At 70.4% G+C, this 22,793-nt stretch carries 21 protein-coding genes and 2 pseudogenes; 9 read left to right on the top strand and 14 right to left on the bottom strand.

The genetic code is table 11. The features are described 5' to 3' along the window. Positions 1–20: 20 nt before the first annotated feature. Together AB0I51_RS17720 and AB0I51_RS17715 are read left to right on the top strand one after the other, a co-directional pair. Complete coding sequence (locus AB0I51_RS17720; protein ID WP_362975979.1) at positions 21–1,706, top strand: GAF domain-containing protein; 1,686 nt, start codon at positions 21–23, stop codon at positions 1,704–1,706. 212 nt (positions 1,707–1,918) lie between these two features. Next, positions 1,919–2,401 (top strand): annotated as a pseudogene (locus AB0I51_RS17715) (M23 family metallopeptidase); the annotation flags it as partial. Position 2,402: 1 nt separating this feature from the next. On the opposite strand, the gene AB0I51_RS17710 reads toward AB0I51_RS17715, so the two are convergent. From AB0I51_RS17710 to AB0I51_RS17690, 5 genes are all read right to left on the bottom strand, one after another. Continuing rightward, positions 2,403–3,290: a Cof-type HAD-IIB family hydrolase gene (locus tag AB0I51_RS17710; protein ID WP_362975977.1), complete on the bottom strand. Its 888-nt coding sequence runs from the start codon at positions 3,288–3,290 to the stop codon at positions 2,403–2,405. 90 nt (positions 3,291–3,380) lie between these two features. Next, a complete protein-coding gene (locus AB0I51_RS17705) occupies positions 3,381–4,274 on the bottom strand; it encodes an LLM class flavin-dependent oxidoreductase (RefSeq protein ID WP_362975975.1) in 894 nt (297 codons plus the stop codon). A 68-nt stretch (positions 4,275–4,342) separates the two neighbouring features. Next, positions 4,343–4,705: a hypothetical protein gene (locus AB0I51_RS17700; protein WP_240103464.1), complete on the bottom strand. Its 363-nt coding sequence runs from the start codon at positions 4,703–4,705 to the stop codon at positions 4,343–4,345. A gap of 54 nt (positions 4,706–4,759) precedes the next feature. Beyond that, complete coding sequence (locus tag AB0I51_RS17695) at positions 4,760–6,004, bottom strand: SWIM zinc finger family protein (protein ID WP_362975973.1); 1,245 nt, start codon at positions 6,002–6,004, stop codon at positions 4,760–4,762. After that, positions 6,001–8,880 carry a DEAD/DEAH box helicase gene (locus AB0I51_RS17690; RefSeq protein ID WP_362975971.1) on the bottom strand — a complete coding sequence of 960 codons (2,880 nt, stop codon included), beginning with the start codon at positions 8,878–8,880 and terminating at the stop codon, positions 6,001–6,003. Before AB0I51_RS17690 ends, AB0I51_RS17695 begins: the two co-directional genes overlap by 4 nt. A 208-nt stretch (positions 8,881–9,088) precedes the next feature. Between AB0I51_RS17690 and AB0I51_RS17685 the strand changes: the two genes are divergently transcribed. Together AB0I51_RS17685 and AB0I51_RS17680 are read left to right on the top strand one after the other, a co-directional pair. Beyond that, the gene (locus tag AB0I51_RS17685; RefSeq protein WP_362975969.1) at positions 9,089–9,337 is read left to right on the top strand and encodes a type II toxin-antitoxin system CcdA family antitoxin; all 249 of its coding nucleotides are present in this window, start codon (positions 9,089–9,091) and stop codon (positions 9,335–9,337) included. Continuing rightward, positions 9,334–9,735 (top strand): DNA-binding protein, encoded by a 402-nt coding sequence (locus tag AB0I51_RS17680; RefSeq protein WP_362975967.1) that lies wholly within the window; start codon positions 9,334–9,336, stop codon positions 9,733–9,735. The genes AB0I51_RS17685 and AB0I51_RS17680 overlap by 4 nt, the downstream gene beginning before the upstream one ends. A 72-nt stretch (positions 9,736–9,807) precedes the next feature. On the opposite strand, the pseudogene AB0I51_RS17675 reads toward AB0I51_RS17680, so the two are convergent. From AB0I51_RS17675 to AB0I51_RS17645, 7 genes and pseudogenes are all read right to left on the bottom strand, one after another. Continuing rightward, a pseudogene (locus tag AB0I51_RS17675) lies at positions 9,808–10,032 on the bottom strand (LLM class flavin-dependent oxidoreductase); the annotation flags it as partial. Between the two features lie 42 nt (positions 10,033–10,074). Continuing rightward, positions 10,075–10,521 carry a hypothetical protein gene (locus tag AB0I51_RS17670; RefSeq protein ID WP_362975965.1) on the bottom strand — a complete coding sequence of 149 codons (447 nt, stop codon included), beginning with the start codon at positions 10,519–10,521 and terminating at the stop codon, positions 10,075–10,077. Positions 10,522–10,589: 68 nt separating this feature from the next. Then, complete coding sequence (locus tag AB0I51_RS17665; RefSeq protein ID WP_362975963.1) at positions 10,590–11,138, bottom strand: RNA 2'-phosphotransferase; 549 nt, start codon at positions 11,136–11,138, stop codon at positions 10,590–10,592. A gap of 122 nt (positions 11,139–11,260) precedes the next feature. Next, complete coding sequence (locus tag AB0I51_RS17660; protein WP_362976054.1) at positions 11,261–12,175, bottom strand: MerR family transcriptional regulator; 915 nt, start codon at positions 12,173–12,175, stop codon at positions 11,261–11,263. Positions 12,176–12,264: 89 nt separating this feature from the next. Then, the gene (locus tag AB0I51_RS17655) at positions 12,265–13,206 is read right to left on the bottom strand and encodes a metal-dependent hydrolase (protein ID WP_362975961.1); all 942 of its coding nucleotides are present in this window, start codon (positions 13,204–13,206) and stop codon (positions 12,265–12,267) included. After that, positions 13,203–14,981 (bottom strand): SDR family oxidoreductase, encoded by a 1,779-nt coding sequence (locus AB0I51_RS17650; RefSeq protein WP_362975959.1) that lies wholly within the window; start codon positions 14,979–14,981, stop codon positions 13,203–13,205. The genes AB0I51_RS17655 and AB0I51_RS17650 overlap by 4 nt, the downstream gene beginning before the upstream one ends. Further along, entirely contained in the window at positions 14,978–15,820 is an 843-nt protein-coding gene (locus AB0I51_RS17645; protein ID WP_362975957.1) for a M24 family metallopeptidase, read from the bottom strand. Before AB0I51_RS17645 ends, AB0I51_RS17650 begins: the two co-directional genes overlap by 4 nt. A gap of 246 nt (positions 15,821–16,066) precedes the next feature. Between AB0I51_RS17645 and AB0I51_RS17640 the strand changes: the two genes are divergently transcribed. From AB0I51_RS17640 to AB0I51_RS17620, 5 genes are all read left to right on the top strand, one after another. Further along, positions 16,067–17,047 carry an ABC transporter ATP-binding protein gene (locus tag AB0I51_RS17640; protein ID WP_362976052.1) on the top strand — a complete coding sequence of 327 codons (981 nt, stop codon included), beginning with the start codon at positions 16,067–16,069 and terminating at the stop codon, positions 17,045–17,047. Beyond that, complete coding sequence (locus AB0I51_RS17635; RefSeq protein ID WP_362975955.1) at positions 17,037–17,945, top strand: ABC transporter permease subunit; 909 nt, start codon at positions 17,037–17,039, stop codon at positions 17,943–17,945. Before AB0I51_RS17640 ends, AB0I51_RS17635 begins: the two co-directional genes overlap by 11 nt. After that, on the top strand, positions 17,942–18,853 hold the full coding sequence (locus AB0I51_RS17630; protein WP_362975953.1) for an ABC transporter ATP-binding protein: 912 nt from the start codon (positions 17,942–17,944) through the stop codon (positions 18,851–18,853). The genes AB0I51_RS17635 and AB0I51_RS17630 overlap by 4 nt, the downstream gene beginning before the upstream one ends. A gap of 11 nt (positions 18,854–18,864) precedes the next feature. Beyond that, positions 18,865–19,584 (top strand): ABC transporter permease, encoded by a 720-nt coding sequence (locus AB0I51_RS17625; protein WP_362975951.1) that lies wholly within the window; start codon positions 18,865–18,867, stop codon positions 19,582–19,584. A gap of 80 nt (positions 19,585–19,664) precedes the next feature. Continuing rightward, positions 19,665–19,904, top strand: a complete 240-nt coding sequence (locus AB0I51_RS17620; protein WP_359610812.1) for a hypothetical protein — start codon at positions 19,665–19,667, stop codon at positions 19,902–19,904. Between the two features lie 313 nt (positions 19,905–20,217). On the opposite strand, the gene AB0I51_RS17615 is transcribed toward AB0I51_RS17620, so the two are convergent. Beyond that, on the bottom strand, positions 20,218–21,021 hold the full coding sequence (locus AB0I51_RS17615; RefSeq protein WP_362975949.1) for an HAD family hydrolase: 804 nt from the start codon (positions 21,019–21,021) through the stop codon (positions 20,218–20,220). Continuing rightward, positions 21,018–22,295, bottom strand: coding sequence for a serine--tRNA ligase (serS, locus tag AB0I51_RS17610; protein ID WP_362975947.1), 1,278 nt, complete (start codon positions 22,293–22,295; stop codon positions 21,018–21,020). Before serS ends, AB0I51_RS17615 begins: the two co-directional genes overlap by 4 nt. Positions 22,296–22,793: the final 498 nt, after the last annotated feature.

The raw sequence follows: 22,793 nt of genomic DNA, 5'->3' as shown, positions 1-22,793 counted from the left end.
GGACTAATTAGGCTCGGGTCATGTCACCCGCTTCGAGTGCCGGCCCCCCGTCGCCCTCCCCGGGACTGTCCGCCGAACTGGCCGTACGCGTGCCGCAGTTGCTGGAGGCGATGCGGTCCGTGGGCAGCGGGCTCGAACTGCACTCCACGCTGGAGCGGATCTGCGAGGCGGCGGCCAAGCTGACGGACGCCCGTTACGCGGGACTCGGTGTCGTCGACGAGGACGGCGACGCCCTCGCCGACTTCGTCTTCCACGGGGTCGACACGGGAACCGCGCGGCGCATCGGCCGGTTTCCCGACGGGCACAAGGGGCTGCTCGGCGCCCTCATCCACGAGCCGGAGCCGGTCCGGCTCGTCGATGTGACCCAGGATCCGCGCTCTTGGGGCTTCCCCGCGCACCATCCGCGGATGCGTGGCTTCCTAGGTGTTCCGATCCGGGTCCAGGGGGAGGTCTTCGGGAATCTCTACCTGGGCGAGAAGCGCGGCGGGGGCCCCTTCAGCGACGACGACGTCAGCATGGTCCGGGTCCTGGCGACCGAGGCCGGCATCGCGATCGGCAACGCGCGGCTGTACGAGGCCGCCCAGCAACGCGAGCGGTGGATCGACGGGTCGGTGGCCGTCACGACCGCCCTCCTGTCCGGCGGGGACGCCGAGGACGCGCTCCAGGTCGTCGCGGAACGGGCCCGCCGGCTGTCCGGATCGGCAGCCGGCATCGTGCTGCTGCCCGCCGACGAGGGAGGCATGGAGATCGTCGCCGTGGCCTCGGAACGGCCGGCGGACGCGCTCGGCGCGGTCGTGCCCCCGGAGAGCGAGATCGTGACCCAACTGCTCGACGGGCAGCCGGTGTTCGTGGCGGACGCGGCCACCGATCCCCGCATGGTCACCGGCCTCGCGCGCATGTACGGGCCGGTCATGGCGCTGCCCCTGCAGAGCGGCGGGCGCGTCCTGGGCGCCCTCGTCACCCCTCGGGCGCGGGACGAGCGGCCGTTCACGGAGGTGGAACGCACCCTCGCGATCCAGTTCGCCTCGCAGGCCGCGCTCGCGCTGATGATGGCCGAGGCGCAGCGCGACCGGGAACGCCTCGCGGTGTACGAGGACCGGGACCGCATCGCCCGCGACCTGCACGACCTGGTCATCCAACGGCTGTTCGCCACCGGCATGATGCTGGAGAGCGCCAAGCGCGACTCGCTCGTGCCCGAGGTGCGGCAGGGCGTCGGCAACGCCGTCGACGAACTCGACATCACCATCCAGGAGATCCGCACCGCGATCTTCGCGCTCCAGCAGGGGCCCACCGAAGCCCCCTCAGGGCTGCGCACACGGGTACTGCGGGAGATCAACACGGCCGCCGTACCACTCGGTTTCACGCCCGCGCGCCGTTTCGTCGGCGCGGTCGACACCGTGGTCGGCGAGCTGACCGGCAAGAACCTCATTGCGGCCCTGCGCGAGGCACTCTCCAACGCGTTCCGGCACGCGGCGGCCACCCGGATCGAGGTCGTCGTCGACGCGACCGCGACCCTGCCCGACGGACGGCCGGGCGTCCGGCTCACCGTGTCGGACAACGGGGTCGGCATCCCGGAGGGCGGTCGCCGCAGCGGCCTGAAGAACCTCAAGCGACGGGCCGAATCCCTGGGCGGCGACAGCTGGTACGGACCCGGCACCGGCGAGGACGGGGGCGGTACGACGGTGGTGTGGCAGGCACTCGTCTGAGCCCGTCACCACGGGGCTCCCACGGAGCCGTTCGCGCCACCCTGTCCCCCATGCGTACGACCTGAACAGGGCACCGGTCCGCCGCGCGGGTCACGATCGCTGACATGCCCTCATCTCGCCGTCACCCACTGCTCGTTCCCGTGTTGCTGTGCGCGATCGCCGTGCTGGCGGCCCGCCCCGGCGACGGCGACAGCCACACCGCAGGCGCCAGGCAGACGGACGCCTCGGTCGCGGCGGGCTCCTGCCCGGGCGCCGTCCGTCTCGATCAGCCGCCCACCACTGAAACCGCCTCATGGGTCGCGCCGGTGGAGACGGGCGAACTGTCCGCCGGATTCGGCAGCAGCGGCTCCCGCTGGGCGAACCGGCACACCGGCCAGGACTTCGCGGTGCCCATCGGTACGCCGGTCCGGGCGGCCGGAGCGGGCCGCGTGGTGCGGGTGTCCTGCGGCGGCGCCTTCGGCAATCAGATCGTGGTCGAGCATCCGGGCGGCTACTGCACGCAGTACGCCCACCTCGCCACCGTCGCCGTCGACGAGGGGGACCGGGTCACCGCCGGCCAGTGGATCGGCCGGTCCGGCACGACCGGCAACTCAACCGGTCCCCACCTGCACTTCGAGGTACGGGTCAGCCCGGAGGCGGGGTCGGCGGTCGATCCGCTGCCGTGGCTGGCGGCGCGCGGAGTGGCTGTCGGCTGAGCTACCGCCCCTTCGACAGCATCCGCTCGATCACGACGGCCACGCCGTCCTCGTTGTTGTCCACGGTCCGCCCGGAGGCCGCGGCGAGCACGGCGGGGTGCGCATTGCCCATCGCGTACGACCGCCCGGCCCAGGTGAGCATCTCGACGTCGTTCGGCATGTCCCCGAAGGCGACGACCTCCTCGGGCGCGATACCCCGCTCCGCGCAGCACAGGGCGAGCGTGCTCGCCTTGGAGACGCCCGGGCCGCTGATCTCCAGCAGGGCGCTGGGGCTGGAGCGGGTGACGTTCGCGCGGTCGCCCAGGGCGAGGCGGGCGGTGGTCAGGAAGTCGTCCGGGTCGAGGTCGGGATGGAACGCGAGGATCTTCAGCACTGGTTCGTCGGCCCCCGGGGCGTCCGCCGCGAGGAGCTTCTCGGCGGGCGCCAGGGTGTCCGGGATCTCCATGTGCAGCTTCGGATACGCCGGCTCCTGGTAGAAGCCGTAGGTCTGCTCGATCGCGTACACCGTCCCGGGCGCCGCCTCGCGCACCAGTCGTACGGCGTCGAGGGCGTTGTTCCGGGCCAGTTCGCGGACCTTCACGAAGTGGTGGGCCCCGGGGCCGCCGTGCAGGTCGACCACGGCGGCGCCGTTTCCGCAGATCGCCAGGCCGTGGCCGTGGACGTGGTCGCTGACGACGTCCATCCAGCGGGCCGGGCGGCCGGTCACGAAGAAGACCTCGATGCCCGCCTCCTCGGCAGCCGCCAGGGCGGCCACCGTGCGGGGGGACACCGACTTGTCGTCGCGCAGCAGAGTGCCGTCCAGGTCGGTGGCGATCAGCCGTGGCGGGACGGCGGAGGCCGGGGTCTCGGGCTGTCGAGTCGCTGAGGTCACCGGGCCATTCTCCCGCATATGCCCGCACGGCCGTGCGAGGGTGCGCACATGTGAGTGGTTACGGCCCCCAGCAGGGTCGTTGCGCCCGAGGTCACGGGTGCCGCCGGGTCAGCGGAGTTGTGTGGGGGCTTCCATCGCGATCTGCTCGAAGACCTTCTCGTCCGCCGCGAAGTCGGAGTCCGGGATGGGCCAGTGGATCACGATGTCGGTGAAGCCCAGTTCCTGGTGCCGGCCCGCGAAGTCGACGAAGGCGCCGAGGGACTCCAGCGGACGGCCACGGTCCGGGGTGAAACCGGTGAGCAGGATCTTGTCGATCCCGGCCGTGTCCCGGCCGATCGCCGCGCAGGCGTCGGCCAGCTTCTCGGCCTGCCCACGAATGGCGTGAACCGACTGCTCGGGAGTGCCGCTCTCGAACAGCCGGGGATCACCGGTGGTCACCCAGGCCTGCCCGTGGCGGGCGGTGAGCTTCAGACCACGGGGCCCGGTGGCGGCCACCGCGAACGGCAGCCGGGGCCGCTGCACACACCCCGGAATGTTCCGGGCCTCGTGCGCCGAGTAGAAGTCACCCTCGTACGACACCGAGTCCTCGGTGAGCAGCCGGTCCAGCAACGGAACGAACTCCCCGAACCGGTCGGCGCGCTCCCGCGAGGTCCACGGATCCTGTCCGAGGGCGGTGGCGTCGAAGCCGGTGCCGCCCGCACCGATGCCGAGGGTGATGCGTCCGTCGGAGACGTCGTCGAGCGTGATGAGGTCCTTGGCGAGGGTCACCGGGTGCCGGAAATTGGGCGAAGTTACGAGTGTACCCAGCCGCATACTCTGCGTAGCCATAGCTGCTGCGGTCAACGTGGGGACCGCCCCGAACCACGGCCCGTCCCGGAAGGTGCGCCAGGAGAGGTGGTCATAGGTGTAGGCGGCGTGGAACCCGAGGTCTTCGGCACGCTGCCAGACCTTCTGCCCCTCGCCCCACCTGTGGATGGGGAGGATTACGGTGCTCAGTCGCATGCCTTCGACCCTATGCTCCGGTGACTGCAGGCAACGACAGCACTGGACGTCCCCGGCTGGGGTTGCCTTCAGCGCTCGCGGTAACGCTCGAAGACGCGGGCGCGCTCCTGCTCCCAGGTCCAGTCCGCGGCTGTCCGGTGAAACGGGGCCCCGCCGGCCAACTCGAAGAACTGTCCGGCCGGCCTGCCGGTCTTCTTGAGGATGACGATGGCGGAGAGCATGGGCCTGGGCCCCTTGCTGTCCCTGCGGCACGCGTCGGCCAGCAGGTGGCTGATGATGGAGCCGCGGTAGTGGACGTGGTGTCCCTCCGCCTTCAACGCTTCGCTGAGGGACTTGTACCAGCCGTCGGTGCGGCCTTCCCGCGCCCAACGCCGAAGGATCTCCATCGTCTCGTCCAGCGCTGCCACGTACTCGGCGTCGCCCAGTCTCATCCCGCCCCCGTTCTCACGTCCGGTGAACGGACGCCACGCGCACCAGCGCTGTCGTCACGTCCCAGTACGCTGCCAGACCGCGGTGAGCGCGGCAACGGGGTCGGTGGCGGCCGGTGCCGCCGGCCACCATTCGCCGTCGTTTTCCTGGATGTAGGGGTACCAGCGGGCGTCTGGGCCGAGGCGCAGCTGGATGCCGTGGTCGGTGAGGGTGAGACGGTTGCGCCAGGCCCTGATGCACACAGGGGCGTCGGTCATCTCGGCGAGGGCCGCGGTCAGTGAGGTACGGGCCACTGCCATCGCCGACGGGTCCGGGCTGTGGGGCTGTTCGGCAACAGCGATGCCGGTAGGACCGCCGTGGCGCCAGGCGCGGGTGAGACGGGCGAAGGCGATCGGGTTGGCGCCGGTGGTCTGGATCAGGTGGTGGAACCACTCCGGGCCGGGACCGCTCGCGGCGATGCGTACCGCGTCCTGGTGCTGGGTCAGCTGCAGGGTGGAGGTGTCGCCGGCCAGCAGCTGTGTCGCCCGCGCGGAGGCGTCGGTCATCAGGCGCTCCAGGTCCGTGCTGGTCAGACCGCTCCCGGCCGGTGCGGGAACCGGCAGCGCGGCGGCGAGGGCGGACGGTTCGGGCAGGTCGGGCAACCCCGGGGCGTGCTCGGCCAGGGCGGCCCACGCGGCGTAGGCGCCAGCCGCGTGGATACCGGCCGGAGTGGGCGGGGCGTCTGCGGTCCGGCCGGCGGTGCGGCGTGCGCGCAACTCCGCGAGAACCTCGTCCCGGCCGCGGCCCCGCAGCGCGAACAGCAGGAACGGGTCGGCGTCGATGGTGGCTGCGATGGCGTAACAGAGCGCGGCGGCGTGTTTGCAGGGGTGGCCCCAGTCGGGGCATGAGCATTCGGGGTCGAGTTCGGTGGGCTGCGGGAGCAGGGGGACGCTGACGTGGCGGGCGTCATCGACGAGTTCGGCGGGCATTTCGCCGTCGAGGAGCGCGGCGAGATGGCCGGCGCGGGCCGCGATGGTGTCAAGCAGGGTGTCCCACTGGGCGTCGGTGAGGACGGGCAGGTGGACGGCGGAGCGGTAGGGGCGGGGACGGCTGCCCTGCACGGCTGCTTTGACCTGGCCGGGGGCGACAGTGACGGGGCCGACCATGCCCTGGCGGGCATAGGTGCGTCCGCGGGACAGGCGTCCCGAGTCCAGGGTGGAGTCCTCCAGGGCGGTTACCCACGCCTGGCCCCACCAGGTCGCGGCGAAAGCGCGCTTTCCGCGGGTGGGCGCGCGGCGCGGGCCGGGGAGAGAGGGGCTCATGACTGCCTCCCCAGGGCGACGAGTTCGGCGAGGTCGGCGTCGGACAGTTCTGTCAGCGCGGCCTCGCCGGAGCCGACCACGGCGTCGGCGAGCGCGCGCTTGGACTCCAGCAGCTGCGTCACCTTGTCCTCCACGGTGCCCTCGGCGATGAGCTTGTGGACCTGCACGGGCTTGTCCTGGCCGATGCGGTAGGCGCGGTCGGTGGCCTGGTCCTCGACGGCCGGGTTCCACCAGCGGTCGTAGTGCACGACATGGGTGGCGCGGGTGAGGTTGAGTCCGGTGCCCGCGGCCTTCAACGACAGCAGGAAAACCGGCACTTCACCGCATTGGAAGCGTTCCACCATCTCCTCGCGCCGCGCGACGGGCGTGCCGCCGTGCAGGAAGAGGGTGGGGATGCCGCGCCCGGCGAGGTGCTTCTCCAGGAGGGTCGCCATCTGCTTGTACTGGGTGAAGACCAGCACCGACTCGCCCTCGGCGGTGATGGTGTCGACGAGTTCGTCGAGAAGGTCGAGTTTGCCCGAGCGGCCGTGCAGCGGTGTGGACTGACGCAGGTACTGGGCCGGGTGGTTGCAGATCTGCTTCAGCGCGGTGAGGAGCTTGAGGATCAGGCCGCGGCGGGAGATGCCGTCGGCTTCGGCGATCTTCGCCATGGTCTCGCGGACCACCGCTTCGTACAGGCTCGCCTGCTCGGCGGTCAGCGGAACGACGCGGTCGGTCTCGGTCTTGGCGGGCAGTTCCGGCGCGATGCCCGGGTCTGACTTCCTGCGGCGCAGCAGGAACGGGCGGACGAGGCGGGACAGCCGTTCGGCGGCATGCGGGTCCTCGCCTGACTCGATGGCGCGGGCGTGGCGGTCGCGGAAGGTGGTGAGCGGGCCGAGGAGCCTGGGGGTGGTCCAGTCGAGGAGCGCCCACAGTTCGGAGAGGTTGTTCTCGACGGGGGTGCCGGTGAGGGCGACGCGGGCGCGGGCGGGCAGGGCGCGCAGTTCGCGGGCGGTGACGGCGTAGGGGTTCTTGACGTGCTGGGCCTCGTCGGCGGCGATCAGCGACCAGGCGTTCTCGGCAAGGGTCTCCCGGTCGCGACGCAGCACCCCGTAGGTGGCCAGCACGATCTCGTCGTCGGCCAGGTCCCTCAGGTGGCGGTCGCCGCCGTGGTAGCGGCGCACCGGCGTGGTCGGTGCGAACCTGGCCGCCTCGCGCTGCCAGTTGCCGAGCAAAGAGGTGGGGCAGACCACGAGCGTGGGCCCCGCGGTGGCAGGGTCGGTCTGGCGGTGCAGGTGCAGGGCGAGCAGGGTGATGGTCTTGCCCAGGCCCATGTCGTCGGCGAGGCAGCCGCCGAGGCCGAGCTCGCACATCTCCGCCAGCCAGGCCAGACCCCGCTTCTGGTAGTCGCGCAGCGTGGCCTTCAGAGCGGCGGGCTGGGTGGCGGGAGTACGGGATTCGGGTTCACGGATACGGGCGACGAGGTCGCCGAGCGCCCCGACCGCAGCACAGGTGATCGTCTCCCCGTCCCGCTCCACCTCGCCGGTCAGCGCGGCACCCAGGGCCTCCATGGGAGTGAGCGATTCCATCCGGCGGCGTCGGGCGCGGGCCACCAGCTTCGGGTCGGCGACCACCCACTGGTCGCGCAGCCTGACGAGGGGGCGGCGCGCCTCGGCGAGGGCGTCCATCTCGGCATCGGTGAGCGGCTCACCGCCGAGCGAGAGCTGCCAACGGAAGTCGAGGAGGGCGTCGGCGTCGAGCATGCGGCCGGCGCTGGAGCCGGGTGCGGTGCGCTGCCCGATCTCGGCAGTCGCGGTGAGAGCCTTGACCAGTTCGCGCGGCCAGTGCACGTCGATACCGGCGGCCCGCAGTGTGTCGGTGGCGTCGCCCAGCAGGTCGAGGGCTTCGTCGTCGGTCAGCCGCAGCTGGTCCGGAGCGGCGTCCTTCAGCAGCCGGTCGAGCGGAGGCCAGACGCGGGCGCCGCGGCGCAGTGCGAGCAGCGTCTCGGTTTCTGCGCGAGGGCCGAGGAGGCGTTCGGTTTCGGACGGCTCGTTCCACAGCCGTGCGGCCTCTACGACGAGCGCGGGATCTGCCGCGGTGTGCAACTGCAGCACGGCCCTGAACTGCCGACGCCGCCCCTCGGGTACATCGACCCGCAGTGAGACGCCGACGTCGGCGGTGAACGCGGCGGCGGTCTCCTCGGCCCACTCCCGCAGGGCGGGCACGGCACGTGCCTCGCGCCAGGCGTACGGCAGCGCCCCCATCGCGAGCGGCGCGGCCGGAGTACGGACCAGGTCGTCCGCGACCGCGTCGCAGAACTGGCGTACCAGCGCGACCGGTTCCGCGATGCGCAGTGGAGCCGGGCCGGGTTCGGGCAGGCAGTGGGCGTGGGGTGGGAAGGCGGCGCCGAGGGCGTCCAGCGTCTGCCGCTGTACGGCGGTGAGGGGACCTGCCTGCCACGTGTCGTAGCCGGCGTCGGTGAGGGCCGGATGGAGACGGCCGTCGGCGAGCAGCCGCAGCGCGAAGCGGGAGGCGGCTTGCCAGGCCGCGGCGGACGGATGCGCCGGCCGGGCGTCGGCCAGAGCGGCGACAGCGACGGCGGCGGGCAGTGCATAGCCCTCGACTCTGCGGCGTCGGACCGACCGGCCGTGCGGCAGCACCAGTTCCACCGACTCGGATTCGATGCCCTCGGGCACTGTGCCGTCTGTCGCCGCTCCCCCGGTGGGCTTCCAGAGCAGCAGCCGTCCGAGGCGGGCGGGTTCGCCGGGCAGGAACACCGTCGCCCAGCCGCCGTCGAGCAGGGCGACCGCGAAGGTGGTTGCCTCCGGCGTGGCGAGCGGTGGCGTGATCCTTGTGCTGGTGCGTGGTTCTCGTACGACGACCCGTGCCACGCCCATTCGCCCCATCGTGTTCAAGGCGGCCCTCACCGCGTCCCGCTTACCAGGCCAGGCCCATCATGAGGGGTCGGCGCAGCCTTGCTCAAACCCGGACGTCGGCGGCTGTTCCCTTTCGGCAAGCATGGCCCCGGTGTGGCTGGCAGTGGGTACGGTGCGGACGTGCGCCGAGCGACACGACCCGGGGCGCATATCGCAGTATGCTCGGGTCATGGCGGACACCACGCGTATCACTGTGACGCTGCCGAGCGAGCAGGTCGCCGAGCTCAGGAAGCTCACCGACAACGTCTCCGGCTATGTCGCCGAGGCGGTGGCGCGGCAACTGCGGCACCAACTGCTCGGTGCCGACCTGCAGCGTCACCAGGAGGAGCACGGGGCATTCACCGAGGAGGAGTTGGCGGAGGCGCGCTCCAGGATCTTTGGGACGACGGGTACGGACGGATCGGCCAGCGCGGCGTGAAAGAGCATGTCGAGACGGTCGTACTGGACTCCCAGGGGCTTTCTGCCTGGATCGCCCAGGACCGCAAGATCCTCGCGATGTTCCAGGTGTTCCATGCCGTGGGTGCCGATTTCGTCATCGGTGCCAACACCATCGTGGAAGTCAGCCATGCGCGGGTGAACATGCCTCGGCTGCGGTGGACGCTCTCCCGAGTCAAGGTCGAGCCGGTGACCGAGGACGCGGCGAAGGCGTCCGCGGAACTGCTCAAAGCCGCCGGTCTGCACGGCCACAAGTACGCGATCGACGCGACCGTGGCCGAGGTGGCCCTGCGTCAGCCGGGTCCGGTGGTCATGCTGACCTCCGACGTCGACGACATGGCCCGGTTGTGTGGCGACCGTGTCCGGCTCATCGGCATCTGAGAGGGGCAGCTGTGCCAGCTGACCGAAGGAAACCTTCGCAGGTCAGGCTGCGATAGGTGAGAAAGGCTTGACCGACGTGACGAGCGTGCCCAGGCGCATCCGCTCAGTGACTGCCGCGGCGGCGGTCAGCGTCGGTACGGCGCCGAACCACGGGCCGTTCCGGAAGGTGCGCCAGGACAGGTGGTCGTAGGTGTAGGCGGTGTGGAAGCCGAGCTGCTCCGCGCGCTGCCATGCCTCGCGGCTCCCCTCGTTCCAGCGGCGGTACGGGACGATCACGGTGCTCAGGCGCAGGTTCATGGCTCCCAGGCTGTGCGGCCGTCCGTGTTTCACGTGAAACCGTCACCTGATGCGGCCGTTCAGCCAAGGCGTGAGAGTGATCATCGAGATCCACTCCTTGTGCGTCCGGTCGCCGGGCAGCGGGACGATCAGGTTGCAACTGGGTGGGAAACGGCGGGCCTTGACGTAGGCGTGGCCGTCGAAGACGGAGCGGAGGAAAGCGGGGACGTCGTCGCGTGCGACGTCGGGGCAGGCGATGCCCTCGACCGTGATCACGGCGTCGCCCTCGGGAAAGAGCCGTACGCTCACCCGTGGCAGTCCGCCGAACTCGACGAAGGCCTCGTGCGGAAGCGAACCGTCGGGGTCCGTGGTGACGCCGAAACCCGCGGAGGTGCGGCGCGAGGTCTGGTCGGCACCGATGTCGTGGGTGACCTCGATCTCACGCGCGTACTCGGTCGCGATGTCGCGCAGGGCGGTGACGGCCGCCTCGGCGCTGGGGAAGTGGTCCATACCTCTGATCATGCCGGGGGTGGTGCGGCCGAGGCCATACCCGGTGACACATCTCGGGCCGCACGGGATCAGTGGGATTCGGGGAACCGCAGATAGCGCGTGGGTACCGTCTCCGTGAGCCACACCCCGTTCTCGCTGACCCGGAACACATGGCCGTCGCCGTGCATCGCGCCCGCGTCCACGGCGAGCACGACGGGCCGGCCGCGGCGGGCACCCACCCTGGTCGCGGTCTCCCGGTCGGCGGAGAGATGCACGGCGTGGCGGTTCATGGGGCGGAGTCCCTCGGCCCGGATCGCGTCCAGGTTGCGTGCCACCGTGCCGTGGAAGAGATACGACGGTGGGGTGGCCGGGGGCAGTCCGAGGTCGACCTCGATGCTGTGGCCCTGGCTGGCGCGGATACGCGTGCCCTCGATCGCGAAGCGTTGCTTGTCGTTCGTGGCCACCACATGGTCGAGCTCCTCACGGCTGAACCGGAACCCGTGCGCGGCACAAGCGGCGATCAGCGTGTCGATCTCGACCCAGCCGGCCTCGTCGAGGGTGAGCCCGATCCGCTCGGGCTGGTGGCGCAGGTGCTTCGAGAGGTACTTCGACACCTTCACGGTGCGTCTTTCATCCATCCGCTCAGCATGACGGGAGAGACGCGGATCACGCATTTTCTTTTGGAGCCGATGTTTGGTCCACAACCAACTGTAGTTATCCACAGGGGATTTGGCGTTTCTGTGGACAACTCCCTGTCATGTCACACCTGTTCGTCAAGATCGGCCGGGGGGCGACCACTTGGCATGAGCGCATCCAACGCCCTTGCCCGCAGCTCCCGTTCAGCCGCCAGCGCGACGAACTCCGCCGCTCTCGCCGTCCCAACCAACCCCTCCACGGACCGCATTGTCTCCTCGGGCACGGCCACGGAACGTGACGAGGACACCGGCGGCGAAGGTTCCGCCGCCCCGAGGTGCTGCCGCAGCGAACGGTTGGCGAACAGCCGCATCGCGCGGGCGAGTTCGGCATCCACAGTCTGCTGGGCGAGCGGGCGCAGCCGTCGTACGAGGGAGGCCGCCTCGGCCGCGTCCGCGTCCGTCGGACGGTGCGGGCCGTCGAGGTAGCGGGCGAAGACGTGCTCGGTGGTGAACTCCAGGAAACGGGAGGCGATGTGCTCGACCTGGACCCTCAACTCCCGCAGATGGGAAGAGATCGCGGACAGCGGGACTCCGGAGGCGTGCAACTCGACGGCCACCGCCAGCTCTTGGGGGCTCGGCACGAGGAAGGAGTCGGCGTCTCCGGGGACCGGCTCCAGCACGCCGAGTTCGACCGCTTCGGCGATAGCCGCGTCGTCCGGGCTGCCGCCGAAGCGCCGCTCCAGTTCGGCGCGCGAGATCCGGGCCGCCTCCTCGTCAGTCCACGGCCCGTCGACCTCCGCGACCAGCCCGAGCACCCCGCCCAGGCCCCGGCCCGCGTCCCAGGCCTCCAGCAACTCCTTGATGGAGGCCAGGGTGTAGCCGCGGTCGAGCAGGTCCGCGATCTGGCGGAGCCGGGCCAGATGGACGTCCGCGTACACATTGGCCCGCCCGCGCCGTTCGGGGCGGGGGAGCAGACCGCGGTCCTGATAGGCGCGGATCGTCCGGACGGTGGCCCCGCTGAGCTGCGCGAGATCCTCGATCCGGTAGGCGACCCCACCGGAGCCGGAGCCGGAGCCGGAGCCGGAGCCGGAGCCGGTGCCGGTGCCGGTGCCGGTGCCGGTGCCGGCACTCACGCGGCCCCCGCCCCTGCCTCCGCCCGCGCCGCCGGTGACCGCCTCAGGTACTCGACCGCCCGGCTCAGCGATCCCTCCCGCGACGGATGGTAGGAGCGCCGCAGATAGCGGGGGACGGCCGCGCCGAGCGACCGCCAGGTGGGCAACAGGCCTTTCCGTACGGCCCTGTTGTGCTCGGCGAGCGAGTAGCGGACGCGTCCGGCGAGCTGGGGGTCGTGGCGGATCAGGTAGGCCGTGCCCCAGGCCCACAGGTAGAGCATCACGGGCGCGGTGACCGTCATGCCGGCGATACGGCGGGCGTACCGGGGGAGACCGCGGCCCCCGCAGTGCTGGAACATGTCGAAGGCCACCGCGCGGTGTTCGACCTCCTCCGCGCCGTGCCAGCGCAGCAGGTCGAGCATGATCCCGTCGGCGCCCGCCCGGTCGAGGTCCTCGGCGGCCAGGATCCAGTCGCCCAGCACCGCTGTGAACTGCTCGATCGCCGCGACGACCGCGAGCCGGAAGCGCAGCCACTCGCGCTCCGGCAACGGCGCGCCGAGCGGCGGGCGTTCGCCCAGCAGCCGTTCGAAGAGGAAGTCGACGTGCCGGGTGAAGTCGGCGGTGTCGAGCCGCTGGGCTGCGAGATGGTCCAGCACGTGCGCGTGCTGGACGCTGTGCGTGGCCTCCTGGCCCATGAACCCCTTGACGTCCGCGAGGAGTTCGGGGTCCCTGACCAGCGGCAGGCCCTCCTTGAGGACCTTCACGAACCACCGCTCCCCCGCCGGCAGCAGCAGATGCAGCACGTTGATGACATGCGTGGCCGTCGGCTCGTCCGGGATCCAGTGCAGGGGTGTGCGCGACCAGTCGAAGGAGACCCGGCGGGGCGCGATCGCGTGGTGCTCGCTCACGTCGTGCTCGTGCCCGTTCTCGTCGTGCTCGTGCTCGTTCGCGGAGGTCACAGCGGCGGCTCCAGCCGGGCCACCGTCCGCAGCGCGCGCGGGGCGAACCGGGACAGCAGATGGGCTCCGCGCGCCTCCGGAGTGACCGGCACGACCGCCTCGTCGCGGACGACCGCCCGCAGGATCGCGTCGGCGACCTTCTCCGGTGGGTAGTTCCGCAGTCCGTACAGCCGTGCCGACCGCTTCTGGCGCCGCTTCTCCTCGGCGGCGTCCACCCCGGCGAAGTGCGCGGTCGAGGTGATGTTGGTGTTGACGAGGCCCGGGCATATCGCCGAGACGCCGATCCCCTGCCCGGACAGTTCGGCGCGCAGGCACTCGCTGAGCATCAGGACGGCCGCCTTGGAGGTGCTGTAGGCGGGCAGCGCCTTGGAAGGCTGGAAGGCCGCCGCCGACGCGGTGTTGACGATGTGGCCGCCCTGACCGCGCTCGGCCATCTGCTTCCCGAAGAGCCGGCAGCCGTGGATCACGCCCCACAGGTTGACGTCGAGGACCTTCTTCCAGTCCTCCGGGGTGGTGTCGAAGAAGGAACCGGAGAGTCCGATTCCAGCGTTGTTCACCAGGACGTCCACCACGCCGTACTCGCCGGGGACCTTCGCGGCGAGCTTCTCCATGGCCTGTCCGTCGGAGACGTCGACCGTCTCGGCCCAGGCCTCGGGGGCACCGATCAGCCGGGCCAACTCGGCGGTGCGGGCGGCGCTTTCCGCGTCCCGGTCGACGGCCACCACGCGTGCGCCCGCCTCGGCGAACGCGAACGCCGTGGCCCGCCCGATCCCGCTGCCCGCCCCCGTGACCAGCACGAGCTGCCCGCCGAACCGCTGGGCGTACCTGCCCGTCCCCGTGGACACCGCCGGAGCTCCTTCGCCGGACGTCACCCGACCTCCTTCGCCGGCGGTCACGAACTCCGTGATCCAGGCCGCCAGTTGATCGGGTCGGGTGCGCGGGATCCAGTGCTTGGCCGGCAGCGTCCGCCGTACCAGCTCCGGCGCCCACTCCTCCAGCCCGTCGTAGAGCCGCTCGGAGAGAAACGCGTCCCCCAGGGGCGTGATGAGCTGCACGCGCGCGTGCGCGTACGCGTCGGGGCGCGGGCTGCGCAGCCTCGCCCGGATGTTGTCCCGGTACAGCCAGGCGCCGTGGGCCGCGTCCAGGGGAAGCGACGACGTGGGGTAGTCGCCGCGCGGCACCTTCTCGACGCGTTCCAGGATCTTCGGCCAGCGTTTGCCGAGCGGGCCGCGCCAGGCGAGTTCGGGCAGTGCGGGCGTGTGCAGCAGGTACACGTACCAGGACTTGGCGCCCTGGCCCAGGAGTTGGCCGACGCGGCGAGGGGTGGGACGGGTCAGGCGCTTGTTGATCCAGTGCCCGAAGTGGTCGAGGGAGGGCCCGGACATCGACGTGAAGGAGGCGATACGGCCCTTCGTGCGCTCGACCGTGACGAACTCCCAGGACTGCACCGAGCCCCAGTCGTGCCCCACCAGGTGGACCGGCCGGTCCGGGCTGACCGCGTCCGCGACCGCCAGGAAGTCGTCCGTCAGCTTCTCCAGGGCGAAGCCGCCCCGCAGCGGTTTCGGCGCCGTAGACCGGCCGTGGCCCCGGACGTCGTAGAGCACGACGTGGAAGCGGTCGGCCAGCCGGGAAGCGACCTCGGACCACACCTCCTTGCTGTCGGGATAGCCGTGCACCAGGACGACCGTGGGGTTCGACGGGTCCCCCAACTCGGCCACGCACAGCTCGACTCCGCCGGTCCGCACCCGGCGCTCGCGCGCACCCTCAAGCGTCACTTGTCCTCCGCCCAGCGCCGCACGTGCGGCAGATCGTCGTCCAGCCAGAAGGCGCTCTGCTCGGGGTCCTTGGAGTCGGTGACGACGAGGATCTCCTCGAACTTGGCGCCGGTACCCCGGAATCCGAGATGCGGTTCGACCGCCCACAGGCCCGGGTGCGGGGGATGGTCGGAGAAGCGGTACGGCGACCACAGCGGGGACCAGCCGTCGCGGTGGCCGTGCAGCGCGTCGCTCGCGAGGCCCTTCAGGGCCTGGGTTCCGAATCCGAACAGGCGCGGGGACCAGGGGCGTTCGGCGACCCGGTCGACCTTGTGCGCGATCACGCCGAAGGGATACGCGCGGTGCCGGTTGGCGTAGCCCTGGCGGACCATGAGGCGGTCCACGTCCTCGTAGATCTCGCGCAGCGGGCGCCGCTCGCGCACCTCGCGCAGCAGCAGCTCACGATGGGCCTCCAGGTCGGCCATCAGCCGGTCCTGTACCGGGTTCGAGCCCAGGGAGCCCGAATACCCGATGTCGGCCGTGAAGCCCTTGTGCACGGGGGCCATGTCCAGGATGAACGGCATCCCGGGCTCCAGTCGGCGGTTCGTGGGGAAGAACTGGAGCGGTATCCGGAAGTTCGTGAACGCCGTGCGGTCGCCGAACCAGGCGAAGGGCAGATGGAACCAGTCCTTCACGCCCCGCGCGCGCAGCCACGACCGCTGCATCCGGGCCGCCTCGCGCTCGGTCACTCCCGGCTCCAGCCGGGCCGCCACGGCTTCGGCGCACTCGTACGCCAGCCGCTGGACCTCCCTGAACCCCCGCAGTTCCGCGGAGAGTTCGCGTGTCACCGCCGTAGTCATGCCACCGCCCCACCTGTACACACCGACTGCGGTACGTGCCCGTAACTTGACACTGGTGAATGTGACAGTTGTTAGAGGCTGCGTCAATAGGCTTGATCTCTACCTGTGGACAACCCCGCGGGCCGGTCGGGTAGCTCTCAAGTAGGGGCATCCCCTACGGACCCGTACGTCTGGAGTCTGACGCGAGGACAGCTCTGCGGGTTGACGACCGGAGTGGTCCGCGTCACTACCTTCGTAGACGTGACTGTGATCGCGACCGAAAGCCTGAGCAAGCGGTTCCCCCGGGTGACCGCGCTTGACCGGCTCTCCGTGGACGTCGGCCCCGGTGTGACGGGGCTCGTCGGTGCCAACGGAGCCGGCAAGTCGACCTTGATCAAGATCCTGCTGGGTCTGTCCCCCGCCTCCGAGGGCCGAGCCGAAGTGCTCGGCCTCGATGTCGCCACCAAGGGTGCCGACATCCGTGAGCGCGTCGGGTACATGCCGGAGCACGACTGTCTGCCGCCCGACGTCTCGGCCACCGAGTTCGTCGTCCACATGGCGCGCATGTCCGGACTGCCGCCCACCGCGGCACGCGAGCGCACCGCGGACACGCTGCGCCATGTCGGTCTGTACGAGGAGCGCTATCGCCCCATCGGCGGCTACTCGACGGGCATGAAGCAGCGCGTCAAGCTCGCGCAGGCACTCGTCCACGACCCGCAGCTGGTCTTCCTGGACGAGCCGACCAACGGCCTCGACCCGGTCGGCCGCGACGAGATGCTCGGCCTCATCCGCCGTATCCACACGGACTTCGGCATCTCGGTGCTGGTGACCTCGCACCTGCTGGGCGAGCTGGAGCGCACCTGCGACCACGTGATCGTGGTCGACGGCGGCAAGCTCCTGCGCTCCAGCTCCACCACGGACTTCACCCAGACCACGACGACCCTGGCGATCGAGGTCACCGACACCGACGAGCACCCGGACGGCACCCGCGCGGTGCGCGAGGCGCTCCACGCGCGCGGGGTGGACACCCACGACAGCAGCGGCCTGCCGGGCGCGGGCCACGTTCTGCTCCTGACGGCCTCGGGCGAGGAGACGTACGACGTGGTCCGGGACGTGATCGCGGACCTCGGCCTCGGCCTGGTGCGCATGGAGCAGCGCCGCCACCACATCTCCGAGGTCTTCACCGACACCGAGACCGGCACCGGCAGCGACGCAGAGCGGAAGGAGGCCGTAGGCCATGGCAATTGACCAGCCCCTGGTCCCCCAGCCGGGCGACCAGACCCGTATCCACAACATCGGCTACCGCAACTACACCGGCCCCCGCCTGGGCCGCGCCTACGCCCGGCGCTCCCTCTACTCGCAGTCCCTGCGCGGCGCCTACGGCCTCGGCCGCTCGGTGAAGTCCAAGGTGCTGCCCATGCTGCTGTTCGTGGTCATGTGCGTGCCCGCGGCCATCATGGTGGCCGTCGCGGTCGCCACGAAGGCCAAGGACCTGCCCGTCGACTACACGCGCTACGCGATCATCATGCAGGCCGTCATCAGCCTCTACGTCGCCTCCCAGGCACCCCAGTCCGTCTCGCGCGACCTGCGCTTCAAGACCGTGCCGCTGTACTTCTCCCGGCCGATCGAGACTGCCGACTACGTGAGGGCCAAGTTCGCGGCCCTCGCCTCGGCCATGTTCATCCTGACCGCCGCCCCGCTGATCGTGCTCTACGTAGGAGCGTTGCTCGCGAAGCTGGACTTCGCCGACCAGACCAAGGGCTTCGCCCAGGGACTCGTCTCCGTGACCCTCCTCTCGCTGCTCTTCGCCGGCATCGGCCTGGTCATCGCCGCGGTCACCCCGCGCCGCGGCTTCGGCATCGCGGCCGTCATCGCTGTACTGACCATCTCCTACGGCGCCGTCTCCACCCTCCAGGCCATCGCCGACGCGCAGAACGCCACGAGCGCCATTCCCTGGATCGGCCTCTTCTCGCCCGTCACCCTCATCGACGGCCTGCAGTCGGCCTTCCTGGGCGCGAGTTCGGCGTTCCCCGGAGGCGTCGGCCCCACCCACGGACAGGGCGTCGTCTACGTCCTCGCCGTCCTGGGCCTCATCGCCGCGACCTACGGCCTCCTGATCCGCCGCTACCGGAAGGTGGGCCTGTGACCACGCTCTCCATCGACCACGTCTCCCGCTGGTTCGGCAACGTGGTCGCCGTCAACGACATCACCATGAACGTCGGCCCCGGCGTCACCGGACTCCTCGGCCCCAACGGCGCCGGAAAGTCCACCCTCATCAACATGATGGGCGGCTTCCTCGCCCCCTCCACCGGTACCGTCACCCTCGACGGCCAACAGGTCTGGCGCAACGAACAGATCTACAAGCACATCGGGATCGTCCCCGAGCGCGAGGCGATGTACGACTTCCTCACCGGACGCGAATTCGTCGTCGCCAACGCCGAGTTGCACGGCCTCGGCGCCAAGGCGGCCCAGAAGGCGCTGGCCACGGTCGAGATGGAGTACGCGCAGGACCGCAAGATCTCCACGTACTCCAAGGGCATGCGCCAGCGCGTGAAGATGGCGTCCGCCCTGGTCCACGACCCCTCGCTGCTCCTGCTCGACGAGCCCTTCAACGGCATGGACCCGCGCCAGCGCATGCAGCTCATGGACCTGCTGCGGCGGATGGGCGACGAGGGCCGCACGGTGCTGTTCTCGTCCCACATCCTCGAAGAGGTCGAACAGCTCGCCTGGCACATCGAGGTCGTCGTCGCCGGCCGGCACGCGGCCAGCGGCGACTTCCGCAAGATCCGCCGCCTGATGACCGACCGCCCGCACCGCTACCTGGTCCGCTCCAGCGACGACCGCACACTCGCGGCCGCGCTGATCGCGGACCCGTCGACCTCGGGCATCGAAGTCGACCTGGCCGAGGGCGCGCTGCGCATTCAGGCCGTCGACTTCGGCCGGTTCACCGCCCTGCTGCCCAAGGTGGCCAGGGACCACGGCATCCGGCTGCTCACGGTCTCGCCGTCGGACGAGTCGCTCGAATCCGTCTTCTCGTATCTCGTCGCGGCGTAGGAGGCCAAGAGATGTACGACCCCACAGTCGCCCGACTCACCTACCGGGCCCTGCTCGGCCGGCGCCGGGCTCTCATCCTGGGCGCCCTGCCCCTGCTGCTGATCGTGATCTCCGTGGTGGTGCGCGCGCTCGCCGGCGCCGACGACCAGACCGCCGTCGACGTCCTGGGCGGCTTCGGGCTCGCCACGATGGTGCCGATCATCGGCGTCATCGCGGGTACCGGCGCGATCGGACCGGAGATCGACGACGGCTCGGTGGTGTACCTGCTGTCCAAGCCGCTGAAGCGGCCCACGATCATCTTCACCAAGCTGATCGTGGCGGTCGGCGTCACCATGGTCTTCTCGGCCGTGCCCATGCTGATCTCCGGGCTCATCCTGAACGGTAACGGCCAGCAGATCGCCGTCGCCTACACCGTGGCCGCCCTGGTCGCCTCCATCGCCTACGCGGCACTCTTCCTGCTGCTCGGCACGGTCTCGCGGCACGCGGTGGTCTTCGGGCTCGTCTACGCCCTCGTCTGGGAGGCCCTGTTCGGCTCCCTGGTCGCCGGCGCCCGCACCCTGAGCGTCCAGCAGTGGTCCCTGGCCGTTGCCCACAAGGTGTCCGGCGGTGAGTTGGTGACCTCGGACGTCGGGCTGACCACGGCGACGGTGTTCCTGGTCGCGGTCACCGTGGGAGCGACCTGGTACGCCGGACAGAAGCTGCGCTCGCTGACCCTCGCCGGCGAGGAATGACAGGTCCTGATCTTGACGGGGGCTTCATCTCTGTCCGGGCACACTGGGCAAATGGGGACGCACGGCTAGGAGGAACGGGGATGGCGGGACAGGCACCGTACGGCGGCGGACAGGCCGAATCCGGGGACGGCTGGGACAAGTTGGTCCTGGACGACGACTTCATACGGTCCGCCGAGACGGCCGAGCCGTCCGCGCGCGCCCGGATGCTCGCGGCGCGCTGGCGCAACGAGTCGCCCGAGCCGCAGCCCTGGCGCTCGGACGAGCCGCCCGCAGGCTGGTTCTTCAGCAAGGCGCGTCGGCGCAGGTGGCGCCGGAGCTAGCCCTCACCCGGCTGTCCTTTTTTATTCGGTGGCGTCCAACTCGGCGTACAGGCACAGTTGTTCTGTCGACGCCGGAGCAGCCGGCGCCACCGACTGGGAGAGGAGCTGGACGATGTCGATGCACGACAGGACGTCCAACTCCCTTCAGGGCAGCCCGCGGCGGTCTCCGGAGTAGTTACCCCTCCGTCGAGTCGCCCACCACGGGAAGCTGCCCGGGGCGGCCGCTTCGAGCACGCGACTCATTATCGCGTGGGCCGCCCTCCCCGTTGCCCCCATCGCAGGGGGCATGCCGAGCTGGGGCGGTTGCCCACACCTACGCGAGCAACCGCTCCAGCACGACCGCGATGCCGTCGTCCTCGTTGGAGGACGTCACCTCGTCCGCGACCGCCTTGAGTTCCTCGTGGGCGTTGGCCATCGCCACGCTGTGGGACGCCCACGCGAACATCGCGATGTCGTTGGGCATGTCGCCGAAGGCGATCGTGTCGGCGGCCTTCAGGCCCAGGCGGCGGGCCGCGATGGAGAGGCCCGTGGCCTTGGAAAGGCCCAGGGGCAGCAGTTCGACGATGCCCTCGCCCGCCATCGCGACCGTGACGAAGCCGCCCGCGGCCTCGCGGGCCGCCTCGGCGAGCTGGTCGTCGGTGAGGGCCGGGTGCTGTATGTAGATCTTGTTCAGAGGAGCGGCCCACAGATCGGACACGTCCGTGAACGGGGTCGCGGGCAGTGCCCCCGCGACCCGGTACCCGGGACCGACCAGCACCTCGCCGTCCAGGCCGCCCTGGCTGGCAGCCAGGAACAGCGGGCCGACCTCCGCCTCGATCTTGGCGAGCGCCACAGCGGCCAGTTGCCGGTCCAGGGTGACCGAGGTGAGCAGGCGGTGCTCGCCGGCGTCGTAGACCTGGGCACCTTGGGCGCAGACCGCGAGGCCCTCGTAGCCGAGGTCGTCGAGGATGTGCCGGGTCCAGGGGGCCGCGCGGCCGGTCACCACGATGTGCGCGGCGCCGGCCTCCGTGGCCGCCGCGAGGGCGGCACGGGTGCGCGGCGAGACCGACTCGTCGGAGCGCAGCAGCGTCCCGTCGAGGTCGGTCGCGATCAGCTTGTACGGGAAGCCGGTGCTCACTTGGCGACCGGCTGCAGAACCTCACGGCCGCCCAGGTACGGACGCAGCATCTCGGGCACGCGCACCGAACCGTCGGGCAGCTGGTGGTTCTCCAGGATCGCCACGATCGTGCGCGGTACGGCGCACAGCGTGCCGTTGAGCGTGGCCAGCGGCTGTACCTTCTTGCCGTCGCGCAGCCGCACGGAGAGCCGTCGGGCCTGGAAGCTGTCGCAGTTGGAGGCCGAGGTCAGCTCGCGGTACTTGCCCTGGGTCGGGATCCACGCCTCGCAGTCGAACTTGCGGGACGCCGACGCGCCGAGGTCGCCGGAGGCCACGTCGATGACCTGGAAGGGGAGTTCGAGGGCGGTGAGCCACTGCTTCTCCCAGTCCAGGAGGCGTTGGTGCTCGTTCTCCGCGTCCTCGGGGAGGACGTACGAGAACATCTCGACCTTGTCGAACTGGTGCACGCGGAAGATGCCGCGCGTGTCCTTGCCGTAGGTGCCGGCCTCGCGGCGGAAGCACGGGGAGAAGCCCGCGTAGCGCAGCGGGAGCTTGTCGGCGTCGAGAATCTCGTCCATGTGGTACGCGGCGAGGGGGACCTCGGAGGTGCCGACCAGGTAGTAGTCGTCCTTCTCCAGGTGGTACACGTTCTCCGCGGCCTGGCCGAGGAAGCCGGTGCCCTCCATGGCGCGCGGGCGGACCAGCGCCGGGGTCAGCATCGGGATGAACCCGGCCTCCGTGGCCTGCGCGATCGCCGCGTTGACGAGCGCCAGTTCCAGGAGGGCGCCGATGCCGGTGAGGTAGTAGAAACGCGAGCCGGAGACCTTGGCGCCGCGCTCGACGTCGATGGCGCCCAGCGCCTCGCCGAGCTCCAGGTGGTCCTTGGGCTCGAAGCCCTCGGCGGCGAAGTCGCGGATCGTGCCGTGCGTCTCCAGGACGACGAAGTCCTCCTCGCCGCCCACGGGCACGTCGGGGTGCACGAGGTTGCCGAGCTGGAGGAGGAGCTGCTTGGTCTCCTCGTCCGCCTCGTGCTGCTCGGCGTCGGCCGCCTTGACGTCGGCGGCGAGCCGGCCCGTCTTCTTGAGCAGCTCGGCCTTCTCGTCGCCGGAGGCCTTGGAGATGAGCTTGCCGATGCTCTTCTGCTCGGAACGCAGCTCGTCGAAGCGGATGCCGGACGACCTGCGCCGTTCGTCGGCGGACAGGAGAGCGTCGACGAGCGCGACGTCCTCTCCACGGGCGCGCTGGGACGCGCGCACACGGTCGGGGTCCTCACGGAGCAGGCGAAGGTCAATCACGTGGAACAGGCTACCGGTGCGGGGTTCCGGCTCACGACTTGGTATTCCGAACTGTGGCTTACATCCAGTTATGGGGTAATTGCGGGGAGTGTCGATGTCGGTGGATGCGAGTCAATAAATGAGCGTCCCGCTCCCTGGAACGGGGCAGACGCGAGGCGGCCTGTTGACTCGAATCCCTTGTGGGAAACGGGACTTGAGGCCGCGGTTGTCCACAGGAATCCACACCCCGGAAGAGTTATCCACAGGCTGTGTGGAAGATCTGTGGATGCCGGAAGTGATCATTCCTAAAGAGGTCACCAGGTCGAGGAATTCCCGACCCAAACATCCCTCACACCCACTTTCGGGTGGAATTGCGTCGCTCCATAGGATTGCTCGAAGGAAACGGGTGGACGAAGAGTGACCTACGCGCCGGTGCCCGCACGAGGGGCCTGTAGGGCGATTTGTCGACAGACTGATGCCCCACTGTCGACTTGTCCCCAGGTCGAGAAGTGAGCCTGT

It is taken from the genome of Streptomyces sp. NPDC050549, assembly GCF_040655035.1.
GTDB lineage: Bacteria > Actinomycetota > Actinomycetes > Streptomycetales > Streptomycetaceae > Streptomyces.
The sequence above is the reverse complement of the archived record's forward strand: the minus strand, read 5'-3'. Positions and strand labels throughout refer to the sequence as shown.